Below are 12,384 nucleotides of genomic sequence, written 5' to 3' on the forward strand. Positions count from 1 at the left end.
CCACATTTTTTAAGTTGTATTTCTAATACTACTTACCATACTTCCTTAAATAGTATCTAGCATTTGCAAAAAAGATAGTTAAGAAAAAGAACAAGAAAAAATAATCCAACTAGCAATGGCTGAATAACGACCACTTAAAATAAATTCACTGATTAAATTTACAAAAACAATTAGCATCATCATTACATATAAAGCGATTACATATTTCATTTTTTCCCTTCCACCTATTTTTTCTTAAACATCCTTATACCATGTGATTTGAGAAAACGTGAAACGCAATCAAAAAAAACAGTCAATTGAAGGTTCTTTACCTTTTCAATCGACTGTTTCCTTGTTATCACATGTTATCTTACAATGTTTAGACATGGTTTATAGTACTTTTCCAGCCTATTGATTGAAATGAAATTGTGAATACCGAACACACCTATGTACTTATCTAAACTTATTTATTACGAACAAAATCTACTGTAATTTCTTCCGCATCCTTCTTGTAAATATAAACCCTGCACCTATAAAGAAAACAAGCATCAAAACCTTAATAATTGGAAAGATAACTAGCTTACTGACAACAAAAATAACAAAGATATAATAGATGGCCATTGCTAATAAAAACAATCTAAGTTTATTCAATATGTTACCTACTTTCTTTTAATGCTGCTTCAATTGCAGCGAGCGCCTTGGGACCCATTCCATGCAAATTTTTTAATTTCTCTAAATCGACCTCTTTTAGCTGTTGCAATTGTGTATATCCAGCAGCTTTCAATGCACGAATTGCAGGCTTAGCAACGCCTTTTGGCCATTCTGTCATATCAGCACATCCTTTCTTCTTCAAAAATTCTCAATTTCTTATTAGTTTTACTTAATAGAAGTATAACTAGTGCTGTACAATCCTAATCAAGGCTTAATAGAAGTAAATATCTCGGTTGGACTACTCCCCTGCTTTATTATGCAAGTGGTGGTGATGAAATGCAATTCCTCATCTTCTAGTCTAGTACTGTTTTATTTCTTCTTCTACCATTTCTAATAATGTAAATTGCTCGAGTGTTATTAACATATTTACTCCCTTCCTAATCCACTTTTCACCCAAAAGACTAAGTTGATTCAAACAGATACCCTTCCTTACATAACAAATTGCAAGAAGGATAAAATCATGCTCTTTTTTGCATAAATATATAGCGTTTAAAATTTCTCTTTGGGCTTTGGAAAACTTATTATCTTTCATTAATAGTAAAGCAATATTCATTGAAATATTAATTTGTAAGCGAGACACTTGACGAAAGTTTCCATATAAAGCGAGATGTCGTAAAGCAAATTGTTTTATTTGAAGGACTGTTGGTAAAGGGAATAAAAATAATATCGCATTCAACATATATAAATCAGTAATATAGAGCTGATTACGTTTAGATAAGTCGCGCCAAACGGGTTCAACCATTTTCTTCGCTCGCTCAAAATCGCCCGTTTTAGCTAAAATGATGAGTGCTTCTAAAATAATCGAAATATGAAAAACTTGTTGATCTTCCTTAAAATCTCTTAAATACTGTTGGCACTTCTCTGATAGCCCTCTAAGTACTGTTTCTTCGTTAAACGATAACCGATAAAATTGAGTGATGATTTCATCACGTGTACTATATTGATAGCCATGTTGTATATAAAAGAATTCCTCAAATGTAATACCTAGACGATTTAATATCCCATGCATCGTTGCCAAGTTGATGTCGGTATTTTTATTTTCAAACTTGGAAAACGCACCTTGTGTTAATAAGTTAGCTGCCACATGTTTTTGTGTATACCCTTTGCCAATCCTAATTTGTTTTGTTGTTTCACCATAGCCTTTCACGTTGACATTCACTCCTTTACAAAATATTCTTTTATGAATATTTAGCTAAAACGATTGAAATGTATGCAATCATATAATTTACAAGGGGGTGATTAAATTGAATGATGTAGGAGATTTCAAAAAAGCAACTTCAACACTTTGGTTAGTCGGCACTGGGACAGGAAGCTAATTTAAAGACCATAAAGCCCCTCTCCCCTGGTTAGAATGAAAGATTGAGCAACTGATTACATCATCATCGATGACCAGTTTTCCTTTATTGTACAATTGGCGTTTTTTTGTTGTCCATAGCTAAGAGCTTTGCAAACCTCTATAAAGTAGAGGCTTGCAAAGCATATTAATTACATGAAGTACTTTACGCAACACAATCAAGCCGAATGTCCAATATTATTCTTTTGTTCTCCACTTAATATTTTTAACGAGACTAATGCAGTAACAACAGTTAGTAAGCCCAATATCCCCATAACAAGGTTTGGATTTTTAGAATCCAGTAACACACCCGTCATGACTTGTCCGACTGGAATGGATATTAATAAGGCAGCACTTAAAAATCCAAAAAATCTTCCTTGCTTTTCAACAGGAATTTTTCTTCTATACATTATGCCAAAATAGGTATTCCCCATACCAAATGCTATACCAGATAAAAAGTAAAAAATCGTTAGCACAAGTGGCGTATTAGCTAGACTCATCAATATATTAAAAAACCCCATGACGGCACAACATATAAACCCGTAAATAAATATGTTGGATTGTACTTTCAATTTCATTGACATAACAGCCCCGATTAGCACCCCAACAGGTGAGCCAACAAAAATAATGCTCCACCATAATGAGCTTACTTCCATATTAATAACAATTACACGTAGTGTTAATATAATTGTTGCACCTAATATATTGATTATAGCAGCGCTAAAAAGAAAGGTTTTTAATATCCTTTCTTGAAAAAGAATAGACATTCCTTCCTTTAAATCTACAAGAAAAGATTGTTTTGATTTAGCTTTATGCTGTTCTGTAATTTTTGAAGTCAACAATATAAGAAGAGAAAGAACGAAGCACAATCCATTAATAAGAAAGAAGTTACCAGGACTAAACACACTAAATAACAGCCCACCTAACATTGGCGCTAAAATACCTTCCAGTTGATTTGATGTTTGTCTGAGAGCTACAGCCTCCTGTAGCTCGTCTTCATTGACAATAATTGTAAGCGCAACATTGGCTGCTGGTGAATGTAACGTACTGCCAAATGAATAGACAATAAAAATAAGGAGTATATACAAAAACTCAAAATAGCCCAAAATAGTAATAACGGCAAGTAAGATTAATAACATACATCTTATACTATTTGCGACAAGCATTAAACTTTTTTTATATAATCTATCGACAAATGTCCCCATAAAAGGTGAAAGAATTATGATAGCGATTGTACTACTAGCACTTAAAATGGATACGAAGATGGATGATCTAGTTACTTCTAAAATCCAAAGAGGTAAAATAAAGAGTATAATTTTATCTGCAAGACCTGATAGAAATTGGGCATAAAAAACTTGTGTAAACTGTTTATTAATAAAATAAACTTTTGGAATGAATTTCATTCTTCCTCACTCCTCGATTTTCTCTAATTCATGTATATTCCATAAAACTCCTCTAGGATCTGGCCTAATATTTCTTATCCGTTTATTAATAATTTGAACATCGTATGGGCTACATATAAAAAGAACAGGTAATTGTTCGCCAATATATTTAGACCATTGTTTGAAATAAATTGGGTCTATCTCCAAACCTTTTTTAATCCAGTTAAGATTCTCCTCGTCTTCCCACCCTATAATCTCGTTAATGATACCCTTTTCACCAAAAGCATATGATGGATCAGGATGGAGCATTAAAGTTTGTGTGATTATAAACATATCTAGCTTATTTTCTCTAAATTCATTTATCCAACTATTCGAATCAAATTCTTTAAGAATAATGTCTATACCTTTAACTTTTAAGTCTTTAACCAATTCTTTGGCTATTAATCCATGTTCTTCATTATTAATAAAATAACCAAGTTTTAAAGTTAATGGATATTCATATTTAGTATATCTCGTATCCTCTTGATAGCATTCATTTTTATATCTTTCCAATAATTTAGGATAAAATTGATTAACATTTTCCGCAAATCCCTTGTACACATTGTTTATTATTTTTTTCTTGTCAATAAATCTGTAAATATAGTTTCTATTTTCTTTACTACTGAAAAATTCAGTTCTATGATTTAATGCTATATAAATGATTTCTGGTTTTGTTAACGGGTAGAAATTATAAGTTGAATTTATATATATATCTTTTTTAGATAAAAATCTGATTGGAAGGGTTGTAAAATCTAATTTTTCTTCTAATAACAGTTGTTCTAATACCTCTATATTTCCTGTTTGAATAACCATATTTCTAATTTTGGGGGCACCTAAATGAAAAGTATCATTTCGGTCAAAGTAGTATTTATTGCCTTCTATTTTTGTTAATTTATAAGGACCACATCCTGTATAATTTTTATTATATTTATTAGAATAAAATGATGCTAAATCAATATTTTCAAAAATATGTTTAGGAAGAATAGGTAACAATAGGCGTTGTTTAAAAAACTTATCAGGTACTATTCCAAAGTGTGAAACTATCGTCAGTTTTTCGAGATTCCATTTCTAATTTTTCTATATCCATTAAATCTCCCCCAGATAGAAAAACAAATTCACATAAAGTGAATTCGTTTTTCAAATTTTTAAAAGTTTTCATACATTAAGAAACTCTTATATTATCATCACAACCATAACTTGTACTACTTGTTCCTTTTTGAGAAAGCTCAATTGTCTCTATTTCTTCAACTGTTATCTTCATTATTTCACCTCCTTTGATTAAAAATAAATATACAATATTTTTAGAAAAATCAAACAAAATATTCCTAAAAGAATACTAAAAATTCAAAATAAAAGATCTACTTCAACATTTCATCCTAAGTTCTAATAACCAACAAGAAAAAATCGTAGAAACTATTTTAAATATTCTTTTACGCATATTTTAAAAAATTCAAATAATGACCGTTTAATATAGAAGTATTAAATTAGGATATTAGTCAAATCACCAATATCCAAGTTTATTTAGTTTTAGAAGCCAAATTTCAAAATAGTATACGGACATGAAAGGGTGATGAAAATATTAAAAAACGCATTGCAGTTGTGCTTTTTATATTGTTACTAGCATTCCTTATAGGTTATTCCATTCTAAAATTTAAGGGATATGAAGACAGTGCAATTTGGGGGTATCATGAGGTTCTATCAACTTCTGTAAATAGTGAAAAACCAACTAATAAAAAGGTTAAAGTGGCCATTTTGGATAGTGGTATTTCCCCTCATGATGATTTGAAAAATAAGATAGTTGCTTCTTACAACGCTATCCAAAGTGATCAAGATCCAATTGATGATTTAAACCATGGTACAGCAATTGCCGGAATTATCAGTTCATCTCAAAATAAAATGGGCTTTTCCGGAATCGCAAAGGACAATGTAGAAATTTATAATGTAAAAGTTTTAGATAGCCAAGGTAAAAGTGACTTTCAAACAGTTATCAATGGTATCGAATGGAGTATCAAAAATGAGGTCGATATTATTAATATCAGCTTTGGATTTGAGACAAATAATCTGGAATTTGAAAATGTTATAAAGAAAGCTTTAGCAAATGGAATTATTATTGTAGCTGCTTCTGGAAACACATTAGGATTAAGGGTAGATTATCCAGCAAAATACGAAGGTGTCATTTCAGTTTCTGCATTAAAATCTGATTTCACAATCTATAGCTACTCTGGTAAGGGTAAAATCGATTACGCCGCACCAGGAAAAAACATCTTATCTACTGATAAAAATGGTGGCTACAGCATATTTAATGGGACATCTTTTGCTACAGCTTTCGTTACGGGCTCTATTGCTTATATACTTGGAAACACTAATGAAAAGATTAATAGTACTAATTTAAACAGCCTTTTAGCACCTTATGTGAAAGATTTAGGACTACCTGGATTTGACGAAGAATATGGACATGGTTTTATACAACTTAATTAGGAAAAGGAGTAATGAATAATGAAAAAATTCTTAATTAAATTAATTGTAATAACAATGCTAATTTCTCTTGTGCCAAGTGTTGATCCACTCAAATCTTACGCAAATGATGAAGCAAACACGATCGAATATAATACGTTTGAAGTAGAAAATGAAATATTACAAGAGCTCGGGATAGATGATACTGAACAATTAGATTTAAATGTTGAAGAAGATAATAATTTGGTCACAATATATACTGACATCTACACAACAGATGTTCATGTATCAACGGTAATATATTATGATCTATTGACTGAATCCATTTTATTGCATGGTACAGTAGAAGAAGATGGAGAAAAAATCTCTCATGAATATGAAGTAATCGTACATACAAGTGAAGGACAGGATTTCTCAGCAACTTTTGTTGATCAATCTACTGGCGATATTTATGATATCGATACTTTAGAAGCACAATCTTCTGCTTTACCATTTGCCATTATAGCCGCCGTAGCAAGATATGGTATTTCTTATGCGATTAAAAGATATGGTAAAAAAGCTGTAACTAATGCCATTCGCAGTAAAAGTTTTGATAAAGTATTACCTTCTGTAGCAAGATTAGATAATAATAAACGCCATCACATTATGGCAGCAAAGCATGATTGGCATAAAGTAACTAAGAATAATTGGGATGACATAGCAAAGGTCATTTCTCAAGTGATGCGATATGGAAAAGAGGGTCCGTATGGGTTATTTGCAAGAGAGAAGACATTAATGTTGAATGGTAATAAAATTACAGTAACATTTGTTAGAGAAAATGGAAAAATACACATTAGTAATGCGTGGGTGAATAAATAATGTCTAAAAAATTAGAAAATTTGATTTTAGCTTTCAAATTTATAGATGCTGAAGAGTTATATCACACAAACGATTTACAACATTTTCATGATGAACTAATATCAAGTGCTTATGAAAATGGTAATATGATTAATTATACCTTTCTACATTATTTATTAATGAAAGAAGAATCAGCGGAGTTACACAATCTTGTCTTTTCTTTATTTGTAAATGCTTTAACACATATCGAAGGTGCCTATCATTGTGCTCTCTATCACGCACAAAGAGCTGTTGAACTAACCAATGAACAAGATACATTTAGTTTAGAACATTTATTATTCCTTAATATCGTTCCTGATAAATTAGTGAGTGATGAACAAGCAATTGAAATTTGTCATAAAATATTGGCTCTAGACCCTTCGAATAAAACCGCGAAAAGTTCCCTTAATGAATTACAACGTAAAACTAAATAAAATAACGATTACATTTGTGAATAGATGGATTTACAAGCACTAGGTTAAAACGTTATAATTCTTCGTTTTAACCTAGTGGTATTTAGTTTCAAGTGCACTTCTTATCTATTGATGCTATTTAAATAGCAAAAAAATCAGTAATATGTAGGTGATGAATCTATGCTAAAAAATCTAGAGCAACTTATTCTATCTGGCAAATTTAAAGAAATTGAAGCGTTATATCACGAAATGGATTTCCAACAATTTGAAGATGGAATCATAATTAGTGCTTATGACAACCGCAATATACTTTACTATACTTTTTTACATTATTTATTAATGAAAGTAGAATCAGAGGAATTACACAATCTTGCCTTTACTTTATTGATAGTCCCTTTAGTGCCTATTGAAGGTGCCTATCATTGTGCTCTCTATCATGCACAAAAAGCTATCGAATTGACAAATGAACAAAATGTAGGAGATTTAGAACTTATATTATTTCTATATGAGGTGCCAGATCAAGTCGTAAGTGATGAAAAAGCCCTTGAAACTTGCCATAAAATTTTAGCGTTAGAGCCTTCTAATGAAATTGCTAAAAATAAACTTGAAAAGTTGCAACGTAGAATGAAGTAAACGGTCTTATGCACTTGTGAAAAAAGTAAAACGCCTTTCTTATCTAGCTCTCTACCCTATTAATAAATAAGCGTAAATTTTAAAAAACTAAAAAGCTCCTAGAAACTATAAAATTTTCTTCGTTACGAAATTATAACAAAAGGAGAATGAAACATGTTAAAAAATTTAGAACAGCTCATTTTATCAGCCAACTTTAAAGATGCTGAAGAAATCTATCATAAAATGAACTTCCAACAATTTCATGATCAGTTAATATCTATCGCTTTTGATAACCGCAATATGATTAATTACACCTTCTTGCTTTATTTATTAATGAAAGAAGAGTCAGCGAAGTTACACAATCTTGCCTTTTCATTATTTGTCATCCCTTTAACACCTATCGGCAACCCCCATCATTGTGCTCTCTATCACGCACAAAAGGCTGTCGAGCTAACAAATGCACAAGATACACTTAGCTTAGAACATTTATTATTCCTTAATACTGTGCCCGATCAATTAGTAAGTGATGAAAAAGCGATTGAAATTTGTCATAACATATTGGCGCTAGACCCTTCGAATAAAGCCGCGAAAAGTTCCCTTAAAGAGTTACTACCTAAGACAAAATAAAATTTTATATACTTATGGAAAAAACGTACAAGCCCTAGGTTAAAACGTTATAAGGATTTGTTTTAACCTAGTGGTATTTAATATGGTTAAGTGCCCTTCTATCTATTAATGCCATTTAAAATGTTTAAAAAGCTAAAAATCAGTATATGTAGGTGATTATTCCATGTTAAAAAATCTAGAGCATCTAATTCTATCAGGCAACTTTAAAGACGCTGAAGAGTTATATCGTAAATGTGATTTTCAACAATTTAATGATGAACTATTATTCCGCGCTTATGACAACCGCAATATTCTTTACTATACCTTTTTGCACTATTTATTAATGAAAGAAGAATCTGTGGATTTACACAATTTGGCATATTCATTGTTTATATGTTCATTAACTCCTATTGAAGGTGCCTATCACTGTGCCCTCTTTCACGCTGAAAGACTAGTAGCTTTAACACATGAACAAGATCCCGACGCCTTAGAACACTTATTATTCCTTAATGAGGTGCCCGATAAATTAGTGAGTAATGAAAAAGCCCTTGAAACTTGCCATAAAATTTTAGCTTTAGACCCTGCTAATAAATACGCTAAAGAAACATTAAAAAAATTAACAAAAAAAAATAAAACTTCTCTTAAAGTGCTACAACGTGAGCTTAAGAAAAAGTTTTAATACAGTTTTCATATGCATTTTTAGAAAAACGTACAAGCCAAACACTTTAGATTATAGAGTCGGTGACTTTTTTCATCCAGTCACCGTTTCCATTTTTAACTTTAACAATGATTCTTAAAAGTGTATTTTTAAAGTAATGCGAAACACTCACACAATAATGCCTACCTAAATAGTAAACTTCCCACCATGATAACAATAGTACGTGTCAGCTTGAAGGTTTTGAATCTTACGCAAAGACTGTTTAGCGTTGTCCATGTTTAAACAAAAATGTGGATTGGCAATATCTAATTCTTGATTTTCATTAGCAGCAGCATCCCCTGTAATAACACTGTTTAACTTTGGAAAATATAATGAAATATGCCCTGATGTATGTCCAGGTGTGGCAACTACTCTACATTCTTTATGTAGAATCATGTCACCGTCATTGACCTTGTTATCGATTGCAACATGCTTTAAATCCTTTAATTGCTGGATAAACCATGTGCCAAATTCCTTTTGTTCTGGTGACATATTGTCAAGTAACTCTTCAGCTTGAACTAATCTCTCCGACTTTATTTCTCCACTAATATATTTCGATTCAATTTCACTGGCGATGATATTAATCCAAGGATATTTTTCTTTGAAATTATATAAAGAACCGATGTGATCATCATCATAGTGTGTAATGATGATATTCTTTAAATGTTCCATTTCATAGTCCATTTTTGTAATTTCATGTTCAATCAATGGTAAAAAATTAGTATAGCCTGTATCTACCAACGTTAGTTCATCATTCATTATAATTAAACTTGGATAAATCGTATTCAATTGTCCATTAAATTCAAATGCTATAGGTAGTTCTATAATTTTCATTTTACATCCTCCAAACTTTTGATTCTGAAATAAACAATAATCAAATATTCATAAAATTCATTATACAAGACGATTTGGGATTTTCTACAATAACAAAATTTTCAAACAACAAATCATTTCTATACTAGATTAACATCATCATAACAGCAGCAAGTAGATTAGCAGTGCTATGGATTCCCCAACTCGTCATAATAGAGCCTTTGGATAATTTTTTGTTCATCCAGCCCACTAAATAGCCAGCCACTGCTGTTGCAACAAAGATGAAAGCCACTCCTATAAGCTGAACAGTGGACAAAAACATCAAGCCATGTATGGCGCCAAACAGTAAACTTTGCATTAGATTGCCCTTATAAAATCCCCATCTAGTAATGAACCTCTTTGTTAAAAAACCTCTGAAGAACAGCTAAATAACAGGACTAGTTTTATTCTCAAGTTTCCCACGTGTACATTCCTTTCAATATCCTATTCGATCTAATCCGATTACTATAAGAATCATAATCACATCAATAATAGCCAAGACTCCAGAGATTTTCCCAACTGTAGCCCCAAACCAAATGGTAAAAACAGATGTGAAAATGGCTATAACGCCTATAATAATTAAGAGAATACCGACTCTGTTCCCTAGTCTTTCTTCATTAATTGGTTGCCACGTATCCCCAAAACCAGCAAGAAATACAAATACCTTTTTTGTCCGAACAATATTACCAGCCCATATTATAAATACTCCGAAAACTAGTCCGAGCACCATTTCAAGTCCCATTTCTTTTGTCCTCTCTTTATATCAGCAGTTTTTAAAAATTTATGTAAATGTAATACAATTATTTTAATATTTACCATATACAATGTTATACGGAAGTCGAGTAATAAAAGTTTCATTTTTTTTGTTCCCAAAGCATCATTTGAGAACTTCAATTGCTTAGCATTAGAAAATACAAATCAGCACTTCTACCAGTGTGCTCCTCGCATGTTTTTGATAGCACGCTTACATATCTCATAAATTCTCTTTATCTATGTATCTCGCATTAAAGTTGTTGGATTTTACATATTTCATATTTTCATATTCTATTTACAATAATATTTTAAGACAAAAAAATACAGCCTTTTATCTGTATCAAGACTGTATTTGGTGGTTAACTTTTAAGTTTTAGTAAGGTTTCTTACCTGTAAGCCCTCTGTTAATTTCTTTTAAAAATTTTCACTTGCTCGAATTTATGAACATAATCTTCTGGTAATGGAAGTCTCCCGTTTTCATCCATTTTATATTCTTTCCCTTGGATTAAAAATACTGTATGTTCGTCGTGACCGTATTTGCGCCAATCTTTTTCACGCGTCGCTTTACTTTCTAAATCAACATTATGCAAAATACCGTAGGGACTAATTCTATAGCGTTTAGACCCATTATTTATAGTAAATGGTTCTTCGGTCGTAATACCAAAGCTTTCAAAGCCCTGTAAAATCTCACTATTATCCCTTGCTGTGTGTAACCACGAAGAACTACCTGTATGAATAAAAGTTTGTATGTCCTGTAACAATTGCCGCTTTCGCTCTAAATGAACACGTTTATGATCGGATATTTGATTATCATAATGTAATAACTTTACATATCTAGATGACCCATCATCAATAAAATGATAATTAATAATCCCATAATCCGTTGGAATACCATATATTTGATTGTTTTCTATCGTCAAATTAAAATTTTGATCAACATGAAGAATTTTTGCTTTAGTTTGTTTGTGAAAATTACTATTTTGTACAGGAGATTCTAAACTATTTGAATTAACTGTAGTATGTTTTTTTTGACTATAGTACTTCATTTTTTTCAAAGCAGAAGCTACACTTCCTAAACTCTCTAATCCCTTCAATAACTTATTCTTATCAATTACATTGGAAAGATAAGCAGGATTCCCTGTATGAATATAAGTTTGTATACTTCCTAACAAATTACTTTTTTGCTCTAGGTATACTCTTTTATAATTAATTGGATTACCTACAACTTGATTTTTCTTGAAGGTCAAACGATTATAGTGCTGTACTTCACGTTGCGACCGCAATAAATTTGGTTTTGTCGGAGCCTGTTGATTTTTACGTGCTATTTTTTGATAAGCTTGAGAGTCGAAAGTTTGTCGCTGAGTAATTGAATGTAGGGAATGCCACATTTTTAATTCCTCCTTTTATTTCATTTCTCGTTTATAGCTTATTAAAACAAATGGTTTTAAAGTATAAGTTCCAGGACGGTTGAAAGAGGCAGAAAATCTAAAAGAGTATGGTTGTTTCACTTTTATTTGTGCATGTTTAGGTACAGCATCTAAATGATTTGGGCTATATAAAGGAAACGTTGCATCCATCCAAGAGAAAGCAGAATTTGGACGTAAACTTCTCTTAATAGAATATAGGCTAACTAAATTACGATTTGTCTCCGTACCACCTATTGTAAAACCTGTCAAA

Annotated in this window: 17 protein-coding genes; 6 read left to right on the top strand and 11 right to left on the bottom strand. The window is 31.3% G+C overall.

The features are described from left to right. Positions 1 to 78: 78 nt before the first annotated feature. From JNUCC52_RS03625 to JNUCC52_RS03650, 6 genes are all read right to left on the bottom strand, one after another. Positions 79 to 210, bottom strand: a complete 132-nt coding sequence (locus JNUCC52_RS03625; RefSeq protein WP_337981430.1) for a hypothetical protein — start codon at positions 208 to 210, stop codon at positions 79 to 81. A gap of 252 nt (positions 211 to 462) precedes the next feature. Continuing rightward, entirely contained in the window at positions 463 to 630 is a 168-nt protein-coding gene (locus JNUCC52_RS03630; RefSeq protein ID WP_172771295.1) for a hypothetical protein, read from the bottom strand. A gap of 4 nt (positions 631 to 634) precedes the next feature. Next, the gene (locus tag JNUCC52_RS03635; RefSeq protein WP_337981431.1) at positions 635 to 808 is read right to left on the bottom strand and encodes a helix-hairpin-helix domain-containing protein; all 174 of its coding nucleotides are present in this window, start codon (positions 806 to 808) and stop codon (positions 635 to 637) included. A 180-nt stretch (positions 809 to 988) separates the two neighbouring features. After that, entirely contained in the window at positions 989 to 1,837 is an 849-nt protein-coding gene (locus JNUCC52_RS03640; RefSeq protein WP_337981432.1) for a helix-turn-helix domain-containing protein, read from the bottom strand. Between the two features lie 365 nt (positions 1,838 to 2,202). Next, a complete protein-coding gene (locus JNUCC52_RS03645) occupies positions 2,203 to 3,426 on the bottom strand; it encodes an MFS transporter (RefSeq protein ID WP_337981433.1) in 1,224 nt (407 codons plus the stop codon). A gap of 6 nt (positions 3,427 to 3,432) precedes the next feature. Beyond that, complete coding sequence (locus JNUCC52_RS03650) at positions 3,433 to 4,437, bottom strand: ABC transporter substrate-binding protein (RefSeq protein ID WP_337981434.1); 1,005 nt, start codon at positions 4,435 to 4,437, stop codon at positions 3,433 to 3,435. A gap of 618 nt (positions 4,438 to 5,055) precedes the next feature. Between JNUCC52_RS03650 and JNUCC52_RS03655 the strand changes: the two genes are divergently transcribed. From JNUCC52_RS03655 to JNUCC52_RS03680, 6 genes are all read left to right on the top strand, one after another. After that, positions 5,056 to 5,922 carry a S8 family peptidase gene (locus tag JNUCC52_RS03655; RefSeq protein ID WP_217270101.1) on the top strand — a complete coding sequence of 289 codons (867 nt, stop codon included), beginning with the start codon at positions 5,056 to 5,058 and terminating at the stop codon, positions 5,920 to 5,922. Positions 5,923 to 5,937: 15 nt separating this feature from the next. Beyond that, positions 5,938 to 6,756 (top strand): SAR2788 family putative toxin, encoded by an 819-nt coding sequence (locus JNUCC52_RS03660; protein ID WP_337982176.1) that lies wholly within the window; start codon positions 5,938 to 5,940, stop codon positions 6,754 to 6,756. Next, positions 6,756 to 7,208, top strand: coding sequence for a hypothetical protein (locus JNUCC52_RS03665; RefSeq protein ID WP_337981435.1), 453 nt, complete (start codon positions 6,756 to 6,758; stop codon positions 7,206 to 7,208). Before JNUCC52_RS03660 ends, JNUCC52_RS03665 begins: the two co-directional genes overlap by 1 nt. 159 nt (positions 7,209 to 7,367) lie before the next feature. Further along, complete coding sequence (locus JNUCC52_RS03670; protein WP_172771287.1) at positions 7,368 to 7,820, top strand: hypothetical protein; 453 nt, start codon at positions 7,368 to 7,370, stop codon at positions 7,818 to 7,820. 153 nt (positions 7,821 to 7,973) lie between these two features. Next, complete coding sequence (locus tag JNUCC52_RS03675) at positions 7,974 to 8,426, top strand: hypothetical protein (RefSeq protein WP_337981436.1); 453 nt, start codon at positions 7,974 to 7,976, stop codon at positions 8,424 to 8,426. 163 nt (positions 8,427 to 8,589) lie between these two features. Next, on the top strand, positions 8,590 to 9,084 hold the full coding sequence (locus tag JNUCC52_RS03680) for a hypothetical protein (RefSeq protein ID WP_172771285.1): 495 nt from the start codon (positions 8,590 to 8,592) through the stop codon (positions 9,082 to 9,084). 165 nt (positions 9,085 to 9,249) lie between these two features. Here JNUCC52_RS03680 and JNUCC52_RS03685 read toward each other — a convergent pair whose 3' ends face one another. The 5 genes from JNUCC52_RS03685 to JNUCC52_RS03705 form a co-directional block, all read right to left on the bottom strand. Further along, on the bottom strand, positions 9,250 to 9,936 hold the full coding sequence (locus JNUCC52_RS03685; protein ID WP_337981437.1) for an MBL fold metallo-hydrolase: 687 nt from the start codon (positions 9,934 to 9,936) through the stop codon (positions 9,250 to 9,252). 124 nt (positions 9,937 to 10,060) lie between these two features. Then, positions 10,061 to 10,339 (bottom strand): CPBP family intramembrane glutamic endopeptidase, encoded by a 279-nt coding sequence (locus JNUCC52_RS03690; protein WP_337982177.1) that lies wholly within the window; start codon positions 10,337 to 10,339, stop codon positions 10,061 to 10,063. 51 nt (positions 10,340 to 10,390) lie between these two features. Next, positions 10,391 to 10,696 carry a hypothetical protein gene (locus JNUCC52_RS03695; RefSeq protein WP_337981438.1) on the bottom strand — a complete coding sequence of 102 codons (306 nt, stop codon included), beginning with the start codon at positions 10,694 to 10,696 and terminating at the stop codon, positions 10,391 to 10,393. Between the two features lie 415 nt (positions 10,697 to 11,111). Continuing rightward, positions 11,112 to 12,095 carry a hypothetical protein gene (locus tag JNUCC52_RS03700; protein ID WP_337981439.1) on the bottom strand — a complete coding sequence of 328 codons (984 nt, stop codon included), beginning with the start codon at positions 12,093 to 12,095 and terminating at the stop codon, positions 11,112 to 11,114. Positions 12,096 to 12,110: 15 nt separating this feature from the next. Continuing rightward, positions 12,111 to 12,383 (bottom strand): hypothetical protein, encoded by a 273-nt coding sequence (locus JNUCC52_RS03705; protein ID WP_337981440.1) that lies wholly within the window; start codon positions 12,381 to 12,383, stop codon positions 12,111 to 12,113. Position 12,384: the final 1 nt, after the last annotated feature.

This window comes from Lysinibacillus sp. JNUCC-52 (assembly GCF_015999545.1).
GTDB lineage: Bacteria > Bacillota > Bacilli > Bacillales_A > Planococcaceae > Lysinibacillus.

What these genes read in the sequence shown, in the direction of transcription:
- JNUCC52_RS03625 (WP_337981430.1), bottom strand. Translation starts at nt 210, where the DNA reads ATGAAATATGTAATCGCTTTATATGTAATGATGATGCTAATTGTTTTT.
- JNUCC52_RS03635 (WP_337981431.1), bottom strand. Translation starts at nt 808, where the DNA reads ATGACAGAATGGCCAAAAGGCGTTGCTAAGCCTGCAATTCGTGCATTG.
- JNUCC52_RS03645 (WP_337981433.1), bottom strand. Translation starts at nt 3,426, where the DNA reads ATGAAATTCATTCCAAAAGTTTATTTTATTAATAAACAGTTTACACAA.
- JNUCC52_RS03665 (WP_337981435.1), top strand. Translation starts at nt 6,756, where the DNA reads ATGTCTAAAAAATTAGAAAATTTGATTTTAGCTTTCAAATTTATAGAT.
- JNUCC52_RS03670 (WP_172771287.1), top strand. Translation starts at nt 7,368, where the DNA reads ATGCTAAAAAATCTAGAGCAACTTATTCTATCTGGCAAATTTAAAGAA.
- JNUCC52_RS03675 (WP_337981436.1), top strand. Translation starts at nt 7,974, where the DNA reads ATGTTAAAAAATTTAGAACAGCTCATTTTATCAGCCAACTTTAAAGAT.
- JNUCC52_RS03680 (WP_172771285.1), top strand. Translation starts at nt 8,590, where the DNA reads ATGTTAAAAAATCTAGAGCATCTAATTCTATCAGGCAACTTTAAAGAC.
- JNUCC52_RS03685 (WP_337981437.1), bottom strand. Translation starts at nt 9,936, where the DNA reads ATGAAAATTATAGAACTACCTATAGCATTTGAATTTAATGGACAATTG.
- JNUCC52_RS03695 (WP_337981438.1), bottom strand. Translation starts at nt 10,696, where the DNA reads ATGGGACTTGAAATGGTGCTCGGACTAGTTTTCGGAGTATTTATAATA.
- JNUCC52_RS03700 (WP_337981439.1), bottom strand. Translation starts at nt 12,095, where the DNA reads ATGTGGCATTCCCTACATTCAATTACTCAGCGACAAACTTTCGACTCT.